Annotated in this window: 19 protein-coding genes and 1 pseudogene; 5 read left to right on the forward strand and 15 right to left on the reverse strand. The window is 39.2% G+C overall.

The genetic code is table 11. From position 1 onward, the window contains the following. Positions 1–150: 150 nt before the first annotated feature. The 8 genes and pseudogenes from RHOM_RS14820 to RHOM_RS17620 form a co-directional block, all read right to left on the reverse strand. Positions 151–387 (reverse strand): annotated as a pseudogene (locus RHOM_RS14820) (macro domain-containing protein); the annotation flags it as partial. After that, a complete protein-coding gene (locus tag RHOM_RS18430) occupies positions 366–1,046 on the reverse strand; it encodes a DUF6462 family protein (protein WP_014081110.1) in 681 nt (226 codons plus the stop codon). The gene RHOM_RS18430 and the pseudogene RHOM_RS14820, both read right to left, overlap by 22 nt. 9 nt (positions 1,047–1,055) lie before the next feature. Next, the gene (locus RHOM_RS14830) at positions 1,056–1,283 is read right to left on the reverse strand and encodes a DUF6462 family protein (RefSeq protein ID WP_014081111.1); all 228 of its coding nucleotides are present in this window, start codon (positions 1,281–1,283) and stop codon (positions 1,056–1,058) included. Positions 1,284–1,740: 457 nt separating this feature from the next. Further along, a complete protein-coding gene (locus RHOM_RS14835) occupies positions 1,741–2,973 on the reverse strand; it encodes a site-specific integrase (RefSeq protein ID WP_002596379.1) in 1,233 nt (410 codons plus the stop codon). Positions 2,974–3,019: 46 nt separating this feature from the next. Next, on the reverse strand, positions 3,020–3,202 hold the full coding sequence (locus RHOM_RS14840; RefSeq protein WP_002596378.1) for a hypothetical protein: 183 nt from the start codon (positions 3,200–3,202) through the stop codon (positions 3,020–3,022). Positions 3,203–3,309: 107 nt separating this feature from the next. After that, positions 3,310–3,492, reverse strand: coding sequence for a DUF6462 family protein (locus RHOM_RS18045; protein WP_002596377.1), 183 nt, complete (start codon positions 3,490–3,492; stop codon positions 3,310–3,312). Between the two features lie 541 nt (positions 3,493–4,033). Then, a complete protein-coding gene (locus RHOM_RS14850) occupies positions 4,034–4,363 on the reverse strand; it encodes a helix-turn-helix transcriptional regulator (RefSeq protein WP_002596376.1) in 330 nt (109 codons plus the stop codon). A 3-nt stretch (positions 4,364–4,366) separates the two neighbouring features. Beyond that, complete coding sequence (locus RHOM_RS17620; RefSeq protein WP_014081113.1) at positions 4,367–4,528, reverse strand: hypothetical protein; 162 nt, start codon at positions 4,526–4,528, stop codon at positions 4,367–4,369. Positions 4,529–4,914: 386 nt separating this feature from the next. Here RHOM_RS17620 and RHOM_RS18340 point away from each other — a divergent pair, with 386 nt between their 5' ends. The 5 genes from RHOM_RS18340 (at position 4,915) to RHOM_RS14875 (ending at position 9,589) form a co-directional block, all read left to right on the forward strand. Then, a complete protein-coding gene (locus RHOM_RS18340) occupies positions 4,915–5,256 on the forward strand; it encodes a MobC family plasmid mobilization relaxosome protein (protein ID WP_002596375.1) in 342 nt (113 codons plus the stop codon). Next, positions 5,205–6,608, forward strand: coding sequence for a relaxase/mobilization nuclease domain-containing protein (locus tag RHOM_RS14860; RefSeq protein ID WP_014081115.1), 1,404 nt, complete (start codon positions 5,205–5,207; stop codon positions 6,606–6,608). The genes RHOM_RS18340 and RHOM_RS14860 overlap by 52 nt, the downstream gene beginning before the upstream one ends. 217 nt (positions 6,609–6,825) lie before the next feature. Then, positions 6,826–7,173, forward strand: a complete 348-nt coding sequence (locus tag RHOM_RS14865) for a helix-turn-helix domain-containing protein (RefSeq protein WP_014081116.1) — start codon at positions 6,826–6,828, stop codon at positions 7,171–7,173. A 231-nt stretch (positions 7,174–7,404) separates the two neighbouring features. Beyond that, the gene (locus RHOM_RS14870) at positions 7,405–7,791 is read left to right on the forward strand and encodes a BlaI/MecI/CopY family transcriptional regulator (RefSeq protein WP_014081117.1); all 387 of its coding nucleotides are present in this window, start codon (positions 7,405–7,407) and stop codon (positions 7,789–7,791) included. A 1-nt stretch (position 7,792) separates the two neighbouring features. Next, a complete protein-coding gene (locus RHOM_RS14875) occupies positions 7,793–9,589 on the forward strand; it encodes a BlaR1 family beta-lactam sensor/signal transducer (protein WP_014081118.1) in 1,797 nt (598 codons plus the stop codon). Between the two features lie 90 nt (positions 9,590–9,679). Here the strand turns inward: RHOM_RS14875 and RHOM_RS14880 are convergent, their stop codons facing one another. The 7 genes from RHOM_RS14880 to RHOM_RS14910 form a co-directional block, all read right to left on the reverse strand. After that, entirely contained in the window at positions 9,680–11,188 is a 1,509-nt protein-coding gene (locus RHOM_RS14880; RefSeq protein ID WP_014081119.1) for a WD40/YVTN/BNR-like repeat-containing protein, read from the reverse strand. Between the two features lie 20 nt (positions 11,189–11,208). Further along, entirely contained in the window at positions 11,209–11,649 is a 441-nt protein-coding gene (locus RHOM_RS14885; RefSeq protein WP_014081120.1) for a hypothetical protein, read from the reverse strand. A 59-nt stretch (positions 11,650–11,708) separates the two neighbouring features. Then, entirely contained in the window at positions 11,709–12,974 is a 1,266-nt protein-coding gene (locus RHOM_RS14890) for a DUF6070 family protein (protein ID WP_014081121.1), read from the reverse strand. 27 nt (positions 12,975–13,001) lie between these two features. Further along, a complete protein-coding gene (locus RHOM_RS14895; protein WP_014081122.1) occupies positions 13,002–14,273 on the reverse strand; it encodes a DUF6070 family protein in 1,272 nt (423 codons plus the stop codon). Further along, positions 14,273–15,514, reverse strand: a complete 1,242-nt coding sequence (locus RHOM_RS14900) for a DUF6070 family protein (protein ID WP_014081123.1) — start codon at positions 15,512–15,514, stop codon at positions 14,273–14,275. Before RHOM_RS14900 ends, RHOM_RS14895 begins: the two co-directional genes overlap by 1 nt. Beyond that, a complete protein-coding gene (locus tag RHOM_RS14905) occupies positions 15,462–17,576 on the reverse strand; it encodes a penicillin-binding transpeptidase domain-containing protein (RefSeq protein WP_014081124.1) in 2,115 nt (704 codons plus the stop codon). Before RHOM_RS14905 ends, RHOM_RS14900 begins: the two co-directional genes overlap by 53 nt. 185 nt (positions 17,577–17,761) lie before the next feature. Beyond that, positions 17,762–17,989: a transposon-transfer assisting family protein gene (locus RHOM_RS14910; RefSeq protein ID WP_014081125.1), complete on the reverse strand. Its 228-nt coding sequence runs from the start codon at positions 17,987–17,989 to the stop codon at positions 17,762–17,764. Positions 17,990–17,992: the final 3 nt, after the last annotated feature.

The following is a 17,992-nucleotide window of genomic DNA, read 5'->3' on the forward strand; positions in this document are numbered from 1 at the left end:
TTATGGACGAAATAGGACATTTTTTTCAAATTGGTTGAATTTGACCCTATTTAACCAATCATAACCCCTATTATATAGCAGTTTGAGTACTAATTGGTTTAATAATCGGTTTAAACAAAGAGATCTAACCAATCTTAAACCGATTAATCTTTAATATATTTTATCAACCTCAGATTCATACACCGATTCAGTCTGAGTATCAAATAGCACCCACTCCACCAGATCAAAACAATCCGGATTATCCTGCAAGAACCTATTTACTGTATGTACTGCAATCTTTGCTGCCAACTCAACCGGAAAACTAAATACTCCCGTTGATATAGAAGGAAATGCAATAGACCTGATTCCATTATCCATTGCTAGCTTCATAGAATTAAAATAACAGTTGTATCCTTTACTTCCTGCCTTACAGTTCCGACCTTGTAAAACTTTTCTTCATACTCAAGTACATCACCGAAAAGTGCCGGAGTAGTTGTAATCTCCTTTACACCTGTGACAAATACCTGAGAGATTGTTTTCATCATTGACCATCCATGATCAATGCCGATTACTTCTAACTTATTATTCATGTGTTTTGCACATCCTTTCTTCTTAAATAGCCACTTGAACATCTCTTTCAAAGGTCTTACAGGTTGTCTGAATTGCTCCATATAATTATCAAATATTTCTAAATTAATTAGCACAGCCCCCCCTGTTCCCTCATTTATTTTATATGTTGCACCTGCTGCTCTAGCCAACTCGATAAATCTATGTCTGCCAATACTGTATATAATTGAAGCTTCTCCAATTTTCGCAAACTTTTTGATTATCTGCTTATTTGTTCCCGGCACTTTATATATGTGTTTCATAAACTCATCAAACCTTTCCTTTTTTACCAAATAAATACGGGCAAGCTTATATAAAGAACTTGCAGCCTTAGCTATATATTCAGTTTCTTCAACACTAAATCCATATTCATAAGCCACCTCTTCGACCTTTATGTATCTTTTTATTACCTCCCCACCATGAAGATAAGCCCTAACATCTGGCTGTAATTGTGTTACCATCCTTTTCACCTACTTATAAAATTCATCATCAACTATATGGAATGTCTCAAGGTACTCATCAAATATTTTTAAATTCACAAGTACTAACTGACCTAACTTATAGATTGCTTTGGCATCCTTAGCCATTTGCATAAACTTTGATACGCCCATATGATACATTTCTGCTCCTTCGCTATATCTTACAAACTTTGTATTACCATTCTTCTTAAATTCCTGATATGCCTTTGTGTGTTCCATGCTATTCTCCTTTCGGTATTTCAATTGTTCCTATAACGCAAAAAGAGGACATCTTCTAAATTTCTTTAGAAAATGTCCTCTAAGTAATACAATCTTTAATTTTTCAGACTAAGCAATCTGTACTAACCTGTACTAATCTTTTTTGACTATGCCAAAAATTGGTCAAATCTTGGTCAAAACCCCTTGACCAACTATATATTTTAGTACATCCAAGTGCTGAAACCCTTGATTTTCCTGCATTCTTACTTATCAATAGACTTCATTGTCGGGAATATAACCGAAGCTAATCCACCACAGTCCAAATAAGTTGATAAACGCTTTTTTACACGATTTTCATTATATATCGCCAGTCCATATTTGTCCACCAAAATCCAACAAACTAATGTCATTTTGATGTATTCTGACTTTTTTGATGTCAGGTTTGTCTTGGAAATCGTCCCCTTGCAAGGACTTCTTCCTAAAATATATCACTATTATTTTCCAGAGCTTTAATTGCTTCCTTTTTCTTCACATCTGTTGCTTCCGCATAAATATCCATCGTTGTTTCAATATTTGCATGACCCATAATACTTTGAATCACTTTCAGATTTCTTTCATTTTCACAAAATCTGGTGCAAAATGTGTGTCGGATATGATGACACGAAAAATGAGGAATCAATACCGGGCGTCTGCTCTCCCGTTTTGCCTTAATAATTTCTTCGGCATTGTAGGCTTCGTAAATTCTTTTGATTGCACTGTTGATTACGCTGGGTTTATGGATAATTCCGTCTTTATTGCAAAAGATAAACCCACTCATACCATCAACCACTTGCACATTAAAACCGGTTTCTTTCTGTGCTTCGTATTCATCCTTAAATGCCTGTTCTACAGCCTGCATCATCGGAATAGTACGAATCCCGGCTTCTGTCTTTGGCGAAGAAATATGAAATTCACTCTTTCCATTCTCCATTACTCGATAGATAGCCGCATGGTTTATACTAATGGTTTTATTCTCATAATCCAAATCTTCCCAACGCAGCCCTATCATTTCTCCTATGCGACATCCCGTTCCAAAAAGTGCTGTAAACAGTGGCAACCAATGGCAATACACAGGACTGTTCGATACATAGTTCAAAAATGCTCTCTGCTGTTCCAATGTAAGTGCGTGTCTTATGCCCTTATTCTTTCCATTCGCCTTTTTGATTTCTGCCATTACACCGCTTGCCGGATTATTGCGTATCACATTGTCCCTAACTGCCATCTGAAAGGTTGGGTGCAGAATCGTATGAATATTATCCAATGTATTCGCCTGTAACCCCAATATGTTCATCAACGAACAATAAAAGAATTTCACATCAGAATACTTTATATCATTGATGATTCTTTTTCCAAAAGTATCTCTGACAAAACGGTTATACATATACTTATAATTTACCCGTGTGTGTTCTTTCAAATCATACTTCGTTGAAATATACCTGTCAAATGCATAGTTCAAAGTTGTCTTTCCACTGCAATAGCTTTCAAGACCGTCCAACTGATTGCGAACAAGTTCTTTTTCCTTTTCCCTTAACTCCAACAGGTCATTTGAATAAACGACCCGCCTTTTACCTGTCGAATCGGTGTACTGGTAGATATACCTTCCGTCGTTTTTCCTCTGACTTTCGCCTTTCCTTAATACTCTGCCTTTTGAATCTTTTCTCGACATTGACATTATGTACCACCTTCCTCTCAATATAAGAAAGAGGTCACAAATGCCATTACTCATTCTCGGTATTATCCTGCTCTTGCAGCTTTCTAAATCCTTGAACAAGCGTCTGTGTTATGGTCAGATCATGAGAGCTGGCATACTCTGTTATATCTGTATGCTCATCTTTTGTAAGACGGATGAATACACCTTCACTTCTCGGATTTTCTAACTTAGGTCTACCCATTCTTGCCATCCGTCAACACCTGCCTTTCATAACCTGACTTCATTTTACTACTTGTATATCAAAAAGTCAAATACTTTTTGATATACAATAATTCGTTTTCCTCTTTCTTATCATGTCTACGCCCGAAAAGATTCCAAATACTCCTCAAAAATCTTCACGTTTACCAATGTGATACGGTTAATTTTATAAACAGCACGAGCATCCTGTGCCAATTTCATAAAGCTGTGTTTACTCATAGAATACCTCTCCGCACCCTCGTCATACCTTATAAAATTTTTTGTGTTCACTTTTGCCTGCATTCTTCCACCTACCTTTTCAAAGTGTGTTCTTTTTCTCTTGCTATGGTTATGGCATATCTGCCAATAAAAACATACTTAACAAACAAATATGCTTTTATTGGAAGATATTAAAAAATCCGTACAGGTAGCAGCTCATTACACTACCCACATCGGTATCGCACCGTCATCTTATCTGACCGGACTAAGCCGGAAGTATCATTATCAAAAATATGTATCAACGCCTCCGTGTAACTGCTACACATTTATGCCGGATATTTCTCGCTCCACACCTTAACTTCAATATCTGCTTTCAATATTCCTTCGTATCCACCTCTGCCAAAGGCAAAAGCAGGTGTCTTATGGCGTATCCTCAAAGCGGCTCCACATATTCCACACGTCCTGTACGCATTGGTTTATGAAATTGTCAAGGTACAATCGCAGACATCGTCTGCATTTTGGATAAAATCAAAGCTGAAATTGTCAGCCTAAAAAGCACATAAGCACACTTCCGTCTGCTATGAACGGTTCTGTAAAAATTATGTGCTTTATCAGAATGACAAGATCAAAGTTGTAATTTATCCGGTCCATATTTTCTTAGGACTTGAAATAAAACTTTTTTATGTATGCCCTCCGTCCAATCATATAATTCATGCAAGGCAGCTACTTCCATAGGTGTCAGCGAATTGGCATAAGGCTTGTAATCCTCTCTTATAAAAATTCCTCCGTTCTCTCCCTGTTTTGTATAAATCGGATAAACCGGAGTTAAAGCCTGAATATCATACTGTATCGTGCGAATGGAAACGCCAAATTCCTGTGCCAATTCATTCGCTGTTGTATGTCGTCTGATAATAAGAATATTGATTATTTCCGTTCTACGATGTACGGTATTCATGCTTCACCCCCTCTCTTCTGGTTTTCCAATTCTAATTTTAAATGCAGAATATGCAGTATCTTTGCTTATTCCCCTAAATTTCTCTGTAAATCTTTTATCTCTCTCCAGCCATTGACTTTCCCCTTTCCCATTGATAAAATCATTATGGATAGAATCAAAAATCATAAAAAGTCACACAAACTGCTATGGAGTTTTTACGGGCAATCAATGCCCTTATGAACCGTGGCAGTTTTTTTATTGCTTCTGCCCAACTGCAAAGTCGAATTATCAACGCTATCCATAACAAGGGCGGTAACGCCCTACTGTGTTGCAAACCGCTCGCCTATACTCACGCAACACGCAAATTCCCTACGGGTAATTTGCAGAAGAATAGCAAGCACTGCCTGTGTTCCCTCACAGGCACCATTTCCGCAAATTTCTACCAAGTGAAAACTTGCAGAAATTGGCTTGCATGGGGCATATCCCCCTGTCCCCCTAAAAGCAAAAAACAACCGCCGGCTACGGCATATTTGAAAATCTTTTATACAAATAAGGAAAGGACTGATACTGCAATGGCAAACCGAGAAAGACAAAATGAACTTAAAATCTATCTCAGCGATGACGAGCAATACATCTTAGATCAGAAATGGAAAGCCTCCGGCATGAAGAGCAAATCCGCATTTATTCGGCATCTGATTTTGTATGGCTATGTCTACGATGTAAACTACGAACACCTGCGGGAATACAACACCACGCTCGCCCGTATCGGCAATAATCTGAACCAGATTGCCAAGCGGATGAATGCTACTGGCAATGTCTATAAAGCCGATGTAAACGAAGTAAAGGAGCTGATGAAACAGGTATGGCAATCACAAAAATCCATGCTATCCAGGCAACCGTCCATAAGGCAGTAAACTATATCTGTAATTCCCAAAAAACAGATGAAAGTAGTCTCATTTCTTCCTTCGGATGCAGTCCTGAAACCGCTGCCTTTGACTTCAAATTTGCTCTGTCAAAAACAAATCAGGCAGACCCCAACAAAGCCTTTCATCTGATACAGGCTTTCGCTCCGGGAGAGGTATCTTATAAGGAAGCACATCAGATCGGTGTGGAGCTTGCCGACAAGCTGTTAGAGGGGAAATTTTCTTATATCGTTTCCACTCATATTGATAAAGGTCACGTTCACAACCACATCATTTTCTGTGCCGCAGATAATGTGAATCACGAAAAATATCATGACTGTAAACAGACCTACTACCACATTCGCCGCCTGAATGATGAGCTGTGTTCCAAGCATCAGTTATCCGTCATTTCTCCCACAAACCAGCGTGGTAAAAGTTATAAAGAATGGACATCCGGCAGAAATGGCACCTCGTGGAAAATCAAGCTCAAGCAGGACATTGATGAAGCAATTCAAAACGCTGATACATATGAACAGTGCATGGAGCTGATACGGGCAAAAGGTTATGAAATCAAAGGCGAAACCATTGGAGAAAACGCCTTAAAGTACATTTCCTTCCGCCCCCTTGACCGGGAGCATTTTGTCCGTGGCAGCTTAAAGTCTTTGGGTGCAGAATACACCAAAGAACGGATTAAGGAACGGGTAGAAACAAAGGCTTTAGCACAGACACAAAAACGTGTCCCATTCCCTGCCCGAAAAAAACCTCTTATCAAGGATTATTCTTCCCGAACGCTCATTGACACCTCGGAAGAAAAGTTCACGCAAAGCCCCGGTCTGCAGCATTGGGCAGCGATTGAAAATCTCAAAATCGCTGCCAGCAGTTACAGTAAAGCAGGTTCTATCATCGAGCTTGAAAAACAGATTGAAAGTAAGTCTGTTCTTGCAAAAACCGCACGGAACAGTCTTGTGGAAACAGAACGTCAGCTAAAGGATTTAGGACAGATATTGAAATACGCTGAACAATATCAGAGCAATCATATCTATCACATCCGTTACCGGAAATCGAAAGACCCTGACGCTTATCTCCGCCACCATGAAACAGAACTCCTGCTCCATGACGGTGCAGAAAATATGCTGAAACGCTTTGGAATCAGCTTAAAACATTTTGATATTGATAAGTTTCGTAATGATTACAATGCTCTGTATGCCAAGAAAGAAGCCTTGCAGAAAACCTATAAATCTGCTGAAAAAGACATACAGGCTCTCAACCGAAAACTGGATAATCTGAACCAGTATCTTGACCGGACTCCGGGACAGGAACAGACCACAAACCGCAAACCGGAAAAAGACTTTACAACGCTCTGATTTCCCCACAAAAAAGGTGTATCGCGTTGAAGTTTTATACTTCTTTGCGATACACCTTAGTGTGTAATATGCTGCTATCTCAAAACTTTTCACTATTCTTTTTCTATGTATTTTCACATACTTTACATCCATGTATTACACTCCATATCTACACTGTATTCTATTGCAATTCACTCGTTTTAATAGGTATTGTAAACTACTATCGAGGTGAATTATAATGCATGACATAAAACAAATTCTTGCCATTGCAGTGCGTGAAGCCCGTACCGAACTCGGACTTTCACAAGAAAAGCTGGCTGAAACTCTTAATATGGATACCCGCACCATACTAAATATTGAAGCCGGACGTGGTAACCCCAAATATGATAAGCTGTATCCTTTGATTACATATCTGAAGATACCCGCCGATAAGATTTTCTACCCAGCCAACGCAAACCAACAGCCAAATCTCCAAAAACTCCTGACCCTGCTGAATGACTGCACGGAACAGGAGGCTGCGGATTTATTGCCTATGGTTCGTTATCTGCTTGATCTGCTGCACAAGCAAGACCATCCAACTCTGTAAGAATGCCAATAGACTCCTTGTGACTCTATTGGTTTTCTTATTTTCAAAGCACTTTATTTACAATTTCAATCATCCTGATTCCACTCCTTTTTTAAATTCTTACTTATGTAATATTTGAATTATTACATAAGTAAGATTTCAAGTCAATCTATTTTCTCTTAAATTGACAACTACACAAATAACATCTATAATATTTTTATTACAGCCGTAAGATTTAAGGAGGGATTTGAAATGAGCGATTTACCACAGATTTCTGAAGCTGAATTTGAAGTTATGAAAATCGTATGGAAACATGCGCCGATCAGCACCAATGAAATAACTGATAAATTATTACAGACTACGAACTGGAGTCCAAAAACAATACAAACTCTAATTAAACGTCTAGTGAACAAGGGCGTTCTGACTTATGAAAAACAAAGTCGGGTGTTTGTTTACACTCCAGTTGTGAAAGAAAGTGAATACATCGGTCAGGAAAGTAACTCTTTTCTAGAACGATACTACGATGGAGACATCACTGCCATGCTGTCTGCATATATAGAAAATGACAGACTGTCCGAAACGGAAATAGACACTCTCCGCTCTCTTCTTTCCAAGAGGTCAAAAAAAGGAGGTAATTAACATGGCTGATTTTATGATACGCTTTTTAATATGCAATGTATTTATCAGCGGTATCATCGGAATTCTTTTGATAGCCAAGCGGATATTCAAAGTCAACCTATCCAGCCGGATGCAGTATAATCTATGGTTCCTGCTACTTGGATTGTTGGTAGTTCCTTTTATACCGTTCCGTTTAATTGGGTTTCCGCAAATCCTCTCGTGGCTCAGTAGCCTGAAAAGTTCTCCTACTTCTGGCACCAGAACCGCCATAGGAGAAGCTGTTGGGATCAATCCAGCCGGAAATGCAGACTGGATGAATGACTTTGCCCTTTCGGTAAATAGTGAGACTCCATCCAGCATCGGATACATACTATTTGGAATATGGCTTGTAGGCATCCTTGCAATGATTATATTGGTAATCAAGTCCTCTATCCGCTTACAGAACTTGAAAAAATCTGCACTTCCCCTTCAGAACCCGGAAGTCCGAAAACTATATCATCGATGTATGAAAGAAATGGGAATTAACAGAAATATCCATGTTTACAGTACTGCATTTTTGAAATCTCCGATTATTGTGGGGCTTTTGAAACCTTGTATTTATCTGCCGATTCATCTCATCTCAGATTATAACGAATCGGACATGCGATACATGCTGTTACACGAGCTACAGCACTATAAGCACAAAGATGCTATTGCCAACTATCTAATGAACTTTGCCGGAGTAATATATTGGTTCAATCCTCTTGTCTGGTATGCTCTGAAAGAAATGCGTAATGACAGAGAGGTTGCCTGTGACACCTCTGTTTTAAAGATGCTTGAGGAGGATGATTATGCAGATTATGGTAATACACTGATCAATTTTGCGGAAAAGATTTCACTTACTCCATTTCCGTTTGCCGCCGGTCTTGGTGGAAACATGAAGCAGATGAAACGGAGAATTATCAACATTGCATCTTATGAGAAGCCGACATTTATAAAAAGAGTAAAAGGTATGACTGCATTCATGTTGACTGCTGTCCTTCTCCTTGGATTCGCACCTTTTATTTCTACATACGCAGCAGATGGAAGCCACTACCAATGGGATTCCTCTTCTGAGAATATTTCCTATGTAGACCTCTCCACATACTTCAGAGAATACGAAGGCAGCTTTGTTTTATACGATTTGGAAAACGATGCATGGAGTATACATGACATGGAGCATGCCACCTTACGGGTTGCTCCAAACTCCACCTACAAGATATACGATGCTTTGTTCGGATTGGAAGAAGGCGTCATTACACCAGAAAATTCGTTCATTGCATGGAATGGAGAAACCTATCCATTTGAAGCATGGAACGCAGATCAGACCTTACAGTCTGCAATGAACTCCTCTGTGAATTGGTATTTTCAAGCAGTAGACGAACAGCTTGGAACCTCTGACGTTTACAGCTATGTTCAAGAAATCGGATATGGTAACGAAAACATGAGTGGCGATTTCTCCTCTTATTGGATGGAATCCTCCTTGGAAATCTCTCCAATAGAACAGGTCGAACTTTTAACCAAGCTGCAGAATAACAGTTTCGGCTTCGCCCCTGAAAATATCAATGCAGTAAAAGATGCCATCTGCCTTTCAGCTTCCGATGCCGGAACATTCTACGGAAAAACCGGAACTGGCCGTGTTAATGGACAGGATGTAAACGGATGGTTCATCGGTTATATCGAAACTGCAGATAATACATACTTTTTTGCCACCAACATTAGTGCAGACAGCGATGCTACCGGAGGCAACGCAACTGAAATAACCATGTCTATCTTGTCAGACATGAATATCTGGAAATAAAACATAATAAAATCGGGTAAAGGTCATAGTCAGTCGTACAATCTTTTACCCGATTTTTTGTGTTTTAACACTATTCGTATCTTTTATTTCTTATTGTAAATCACCTTCGCCTGTACTTAATCCCTCATACATCCATGTCTTTCCATTGTCGTTAGATGTAAATCTCAAGCCTCCGTAACTGCTGTATTCTGCCTTGATGATTACAGTCCATTGTCCATCGGATACTTGTGGCATCTCTGCGTAATCATAATCTGCGATTGTGTATCCTAGTTCATCAGCAATATCCGGCAGTTCCGTAACCTCTTCCATTGGAAATTCCATCTGTGTAAAAGTAACTCCGCCATCTGATGTCACATATAAAGTTGAGGCATCCTGTGAAGCGCCTGTCATACCAATCACACCAAGATTTTCATCGTAAAATTCTATTCCCAGTGCCACGCCAATCTTGTTGTTAAACGGATTGGCATTTATCACATTCCATGTTTCACCACCATCTGATGACTTTTCCAATTCATAATAACGGCTTCCTGCTGCCGCATCAGTAACTACTAATCTCCATCCAATTTCTTTATTCTCAGACAACCAGTAATATACAGAACCGTTGGAATTATCTACATACCAGGATTCTGTTTCTTTAGCATCATCAATAGTCTGCTCTTCCTCCCTGTCGATGATAGTTTCTAACGGAATCACTTCCGGTTCCATAAAATAACGTACCGGAGTCACCTCAGATTCACTTGGAATATGAAGCGAGACTTCATATCCATAAACAGCTCCACCATTCAGTTCCGAATAAATGGCATTGTCTGTGTTGTCCACTCCGTCACCATCCACATCACCTTGAAGATATACAAATCCTTCCATTGTGTTAAATTCCCGCTTGCCATAATAGAGAATTTCATAATCGTCTGCATATCCTTCCACAGCCCAGTTATTTACTCTTGTTTTGTAATCAGCGTTTTTCAAAATTTCAAGCATCGGCTGTAATCTCATGTCATCATCGTAAGATTTGCTCGCAACTCCATTAATACACACAGTCATTTTTGAATCTGCATCCACATCATAGTCAATAAGGAATGTATTTTCGTCTCCATTTTCATATCTTCCATACATATAAGTATAAATACTCTGAATTTCACCATCTTTGTCAAAGGAAAGCTGGAACTTATTTTGAACATAAAGTTCATCCGGTAAATCCAACTCTGTCTCAATGTCTTCCAAGATTCCTTCTACACCTGTCTCAAAGAAGTTGGTATGAGTAAGTTCAATTTTCTTTTGGTTACGCCATTCGTCAATCTTCCATGACAATGCACCATTATAAGGGATTGCCGAATAAATAATCCTGCCTCCAAACAAAATGGTCAGGGCAACAACTACAATACATTTTCCCCAGAACAGTTTACCTTTTTCAATTTTTTCTTCTTTTCTACTGCTAACAATTCCAAAAATGATTGTTGCTATAAGAACAACACCCAAAATCAATATTGGAATCAAGTCCACTTTCGTCCCACCGTATTGACATAGATTTGAAATGCGAATCATCAGCACCGCATATATAGCAATTCCAATAAAACCACATATATTAGAAATTTTCTTCATAATTTGTCTCCATCTCGTTTTTAGTGTCCACGTATATCCAATTCATCCAATAGAGAATTTTCACTTCCCCAAGAATATACAATGTAATAACCCCTGTCCTTTATTTCTTCCGCAAATTGTAGTGTCCCGTGATCAATCCCCTCAATGGACTGCCCTTCCTGAATTTTCACCAAACATTCCCACTCATTACTTCTGTACCTTGAATAGTAAGCATCCAATTCTTCCAAAGACAAGTCACTTCGAATTAGAATTGCTCCGAAATACTGCATTCCATTTCCGTTACCTGTCAGCTTCCCTGCCCGTGATATTGACTCTATCAATTCCGTTTTCTCTGGCAGTGGTGTTTCACATAATTTCTTTTCCACTTTATAAGCAGTGTGGTTATTTATAAGCGGAATTGAAATCACACCGCCTATTAATACAACTGCTGCCAATATTCCAACTAGTTTTAATTTCTTCATGTGTCCTCCTTCCTTTTCTTACATCTGTAAGATTACCACAAAACACAACTATTATCAAATCATTCTTTAATTCGGTATTGATAATCGGGTATCTGCATAATTCCGTCATTTAGGATTTTATTCCCCAAATACTGAAAACTGCCATCCTCTGCAAACCTTACCGTAAGTTCATGGGTTATGACTGCATCATCGCAAATAACCATATCACAAACCGCCTCCACCGTTAACGTGACTGTCTCATCATCATTTTCTTTGATATCCGTGACCTCTGGCAAAGAAGTTCCAAAGAAAGTAGGTGCATAATTTCCACATCCTAATCGAGCCCAATCATATGTGTGGTTTTCCTCGTCAAATACTGCGTACTCTCGTATCTGCTCCGCTGTTATCGGAAGATATTCCATAATCAGACTTTCGAATTCTTCTTTTGGAATACCATTTGGATAATCTTCGGAATTGAACTTTTCTCCATATTTCATTCCATACAGATATTCAAACATTCCGTTATAATCCAATTCACTCATATTTTCCGTATTCCAGTTGGAACACAAAAGGTTCTGTCCCTGATATCCAAGTCCCAAGACGAGGCGCTCAGACATCTCTCGCTGTTCCTCTGTCATAGGTTTTATTCTAATCACGCTGCTTCCATCCACAATTTCACTGACCTCCGGTGGCTCCGGCACACACAACTCGTAGCAGAACCATCCCTTATCTGTATATTTCCACTCTTTTAGTCTTGTATAGGAAATGTATGAAATCCCCGGCTTATTATCAGCATTCCAGATTCCTTTTGCACTTACAACATACATATCTGTTCCATCAAAAATGAATTTCATTCTGCCCAATCCACCATCGTTGTGGACTTCATAAATTACTGCAGAACCACTTTTCCCTTCCATACATTCTTTCAGAAAACTGTCAACACTTTCATAATTCTCCATGTTAGAATATGTTACCATTGTTGTAACCGGACATCCTGCATCCTTTAGCTTCCTCTGCATTTCCAAAACTGTTTGATCATCCAAAGCAACATTAGATGCTATCCCTTTATCTGCAGTTTCATAAATGTCAAGATAAAGTTCCATCTGCTTTTTACAGTCAGTCTCAGCTTCTTCCCTTTCCTGTTCATCTAACGGAAGGTCGTAGCCCTTTTCCCATTGTTCTGCAGCCTCTTCCTCGGCACTTTTTATCTCCTCCGTGGAAGATACATCTTCCGTATCTTCCACAAGAGATTCATCCACAATACTATCTTCTTTTCCACAGGCACATACGAAGCATCCAATCAGAAATGCCATAATCAGCAAAATGCTTTTTTTCTTTAATGCCATAATATCATCCTTTCTTTCAAAGCAAATTTAATGTGCTTTTGCTATTGGCGGCAGTTCCAACTCTATTTGTTCTATAGAATTGGAAAGATACCTGAAAGTTCCGTCTTCAAATGGCTGGACCACAACCGTATTCCGAAAAGCGAGATCAGAATTATAATCCGGCCATACTCCATCCACGATAAGTGTAATCGTTCCATCCGCATTTTGGGTATAGTCAACTACTTCTCCGAAAGGTGGGTATGGACTGGCATAAATCATCTCATATTCATAGCTATTGCTGCCCTCATCATATCCACAATGCTCTCTCAACTGTTCTACCGATACCGGAAAATAAGTAGTCATTATCCTTTCATATTCCTCTGCCGGAATCTTCCAACCCTCAGTTTTCAGATTTTCCCCCGTAGAAATCCTATAAACATCTTCATACATACAAGGCATCAGAATGTCCTCCACATTGCTGCTATCCCAATCGGTAACGAGCAGATTGTAATTCACATAACTTAGTCCTGATATGTATTCTTGCGTTAATTCCCGGCAGTCTTCTGGTAGCGGTTCTATTCTCCAATACTGTCTCAAACTTGCATGTGCAATCACATATTCATATGCGTAGATAAAATATCCTTTTTCGGTCAGTTTAATCTCAGCCACATTACTTACCGAAGTTCCCTGTATTTCTGGCATACCACCTTCTCTCCACCGAATTCCTATGTAATAGGTCTGCAACTCACCTTTCCGATAGATAAAGGTAACTGCTCCAATCAGCCCATCTCTCTGTACTTCAAATACCGTAACCATCGAGTCTTGTCCATCCAGGTAATCTGCATAAAATGCTTCGATTGCTTCATGATTTTGCATAGCAGTATCTTCTTCAACACTTACCAGACCGGTTCTGCCCAATTGCTCCACCACAGCTTTCCTCTGCTCTTTGGTAAATTCGCCAATACCGGAAGAGTAGCTTGGTGCATCTGCAATTACAATATCCTTATAGATTTCTCTGACCGATTCTGCTGCTGACAAAACCGTACTCTGCAGTTGCTCCTTCTCCTCTTCTGTAAGGAGATCATCACTGGCTTGCGGAATAAACCAATATGCTGACTCTGTGGAAGTTTCCGCATTCTCGGCTTCTTCTGTTTCTGCTTCGCTATTTTCGATTTCTACAGGTGGCTCCCATACTTCTTCTGCCACCTTTTGCTTTTCTGTATGCAGTTCTCCCCAACAGACCACTCCGGCTATTACGAAAATCAACAGCAGCAAAATCGGAAGACCACATCTTCTAAGCAGCCATTTCACATCTTCCATTATTCGCCTCCGTATAATTCTTCCCATTCTTCTAACGTCAACCGTGGCGTATGCCATGTTTCCTCAGAATTATCCTCGGAGGGTATAATTCGATTGGATACATATTGTACCCCGCCATCCTCCAAAGGACGAACCACAACCTCGTGGGCATATACTTTGGAATTTCCCGAATATGGAAATACCACATTAGCAGTAAGTGTAATTGTTCCATCACTGTTCTCCGTATACCCGATTACTTCTGAATATGGGTATTCCGGATACTCTACTTCTTCGAAGCCTCTCGGTTTGTATTCATAGGTCGAATCCTCCGAATCATAGACAGTTTTGGATTGCAGCGTTTCACTATCAATATTGAAATATTTCATAATAACGCTTTCAAATTCCTCTTTTGGAATCCGATAAACTGCACTGACTGACAAATTGTCATCTGCAACATAAGGAACATACTGACCATTCACTTTTGGATAAAGAATGTCATACATATCATAGAAATTCAAATCCCCAAAATCTTCTTCACTCCAATCCACAATAAACATATTATTCTGTTCAAAGCTGATTGGAAGAAGATATTTCCGACTCAGTTCCCTATATGTTTCATCCAATGGCTGTACTCGTAATGCGGTATGCTCCTCTGCTCCACTCAATGTAAGAACGTATAATTCTTCTGAAAACCAGACACCAGAAAACATCAGGTAACCTTCTTCTGTATAATTCCAATACTCTGCTTGATACCTCCCAGTAACTTCTTTCTGTATTTCTCCATTTTCGTATCCATAATAGCTTCTGACCACATCTACATTTCCGTCTTTTGTGTGCAAATCGTATTTTACAAATCCGCCCAAATAGCCGACTTCAAGAATCGTTATATCTGCTTCTTCCTGTGCATCCACCTTTTCACAAAATTCCAGTACCTGCTCCGCTTCCGTCATATTCACTTGATTTCTGCTGTCAACAGCAGGATACTCGTTTTCTCCAAGACGATTTACAATACTCCGAATTATTTCCAAATCATCTAACTTATTTTCCTCTGCTGCCTTGTCATAAAGATCTATGCAGATGTTTATAATTTCTTCTTCATTCTCCTGTTCTTCTTCTGAAACGTCCTGAACATCAATTACTGTTTCCGAAACTGTATCTTCTTCCGGTGGTGTATCGCTACACCCCGAAATACTAAACATCAGTACAAAACTAATGACTGCTAAACCACTCTTCCAGAACCAGACTGTCTTTCTTAACAACATATCCGCTTCCTCCTCTTCCTTTCACATCTTCTACCATACTGATAATCAATATAGGACATTCCGTATCTTCTGCTGTAAAAATTGCAAACCATCCTAATTCTGTACCCGAAGTATCATCCTTCGATGCCTTTATTTCTGCCGTACCTGTTTTTCCTGCTAAAAGAATGTCATCTCGATGGGCTGCATATCCAGTTCCATTAGAATCATTCACAACCTTCTTTGTTCCTTCCAATACACGACTTGCTGTCTCGTTAGAAAAGGCACCCGGAATCCAATACTCAACTTCCGCTTCATTCTGATATACCAAATAAGGCTTTATTACATTTCCCTCATTACAGAAAGCAGAATAAATACATGCCATATGCAACGGGTTCACTAAAATCTGTCCTTGTCCGTAACCGCTGTCAGCTAACTGTATTTCAGTTTCAATGCCTTCTGTATTGGAATACTGAGATTCTGCCATCTTAATCTCAAATGGTAGTTCCTCATTGAAACCAAGCCGTATCAAAGAATTCTCCAACTCATCCGATCCAATCTTTAATGCTGCTTTTGCGAAATAAATATTATCAGAATAAATCAAGGCATTCTCTAAAATGACTGGTTCATACGCATGAAGCGTTGTTACATGATATGAACCCCACGATGCATCTTTTTGCCAACTTAATCCTACGTTCCCGTAATCTTCCATTGGATCGATTGCTCCTGATTGTAAACCAATCGCAGCTATAATTGGTTTGAAGGTAGATCCCGGACACCACACTTGCCGGAACCGATTATACATTGGCTTATTCTCGTCCTCGTTAAGTACAGTCCACTGCTCACTCGATAATCCCATAATAAAATCGTTATTGTCATAAGCCGGTGTGCTGACCAAAGCCAATACCTCTCCGGTATAATGATTTATGGCTACCGAGCAGCTTTTATCTTCCTTAAACTGTTCGTACAAGGAAACCTGCAAATCAGTATCTATCGTAAGCCGGATGTCCTGCCCATGCTGTACCAGGATACAAGCCAGTTCCTCCTTCTCTTTATCTTCCGAATTTACAATGTAAATCCTGCAACCGTTCTGGCCTTTCAGTTCTTTCTCGAACAAGCCCTCCATTCCGCTTCTGCCGATTACACTATTGGCTGTATAACCTTCTCCTGCATGTTCCTCTAAATCTTCCGCAGTAACGCTTTGAACATACCCGACCAAATGCGCAGCGGCTTCCCCTAATGGGTATTCACGCACTTCAACATCAGATATCATCACTCCGGGAATCTCCAGCAACTTATCATGCCTTTCTTTCTCCTTTAAAACTTCTTCCTCTGGACTGATAGACATTAACTCAATTTCTTCCACTCTTGGAATCGTTTTAATAGGTACAAAAGAATCATCCTTTACCCACTTTGCAGACAGGTTCTTTTCTATCGCTTCCGTTGTGATTTCCAATAGTCCTGCAATCTGTGCGATTGCTTCCTCTCTGTTTTCCAACTTGCCCGGAACAATTCCAACTGAAGATGCTGTACCTTTTCCTGCAAGGACACGTCCGTTCCTATCCAGAATTTCTCCTCGCTCTGCCTGTGTAGTAGAAACTCTTACTTTATCTGCAGAAGTCAGATTAGGAAAAATCATGGAATCATCCCAAACCAATTTATATCCTTCTTCTCCATTTATAAAAAATGCCTCATTCTCAAAGCTGATAGTTCCTGCCACTGTATCAAACGAAGTCAAATATGTTACTTTTTTATCTTCCTCCACATACTCGACATTTTTTATCGACATGTTTTGCATTTCAATTCCCTCATAAATAGTGGAATTTCTCTTCAGAAAATCTTCCTTACTGATATATCCAGATGACTCCAAATCAATCATTGCATACATTTCTTCGTATTCTTGTTTTGGAATATGCATCATATACTCTACTAAGATAGTATCTGGTGTTTTACACGCATTTTTTCTTTTATATAATACTGTTGCACTCACAACTACTCCAATCAAAGTAATTGTTAACATTAACACTATAATGCCCAACATTTTTCTATATCTTTGTATTCTTTTGGTTCTATGTTTTGCCTTCATCGTTACCTCCATTTCTTATTCGTATCAATGTACTACGCTTATATATTACAAGTGTAAGATTTTGAAGCAAAAAAATTTACTCCCTTTCGTTATAAATATTACACCCGTAATATTTATCAGTCAAGTTCTTATTCAAAAAGACAGAACACAGCCACCAAAAGCCATGTTCTGCCTTACGTTTGATGTTACTCTGCCGCTACAAACTCCATCTTCATAAATTCATGATCCGTCAATTCCTTTAATTTTGCAAGGACACATAATGACAATTCAACCATCTCATCATCCTCCAGATGTTTCAGTGTCTTATTGATACCATTTATGACATTTTTTCTGCCTCCCACATCTGAATCTATACCTTCTTCCATAAAAATACTGATTAAATTACTCTCTTCTACGGTAAATCTCTTATTCATCAC

The sequence above is a fragment of the Roseburia hominis A2-183 genome (genome assembly GCF_000225345.1).
GTDB lineage: Bacteria > Bacillota > Clostridia > Lachnospirales > Lachnospiraceae > Roseburia > Roseburia hominis.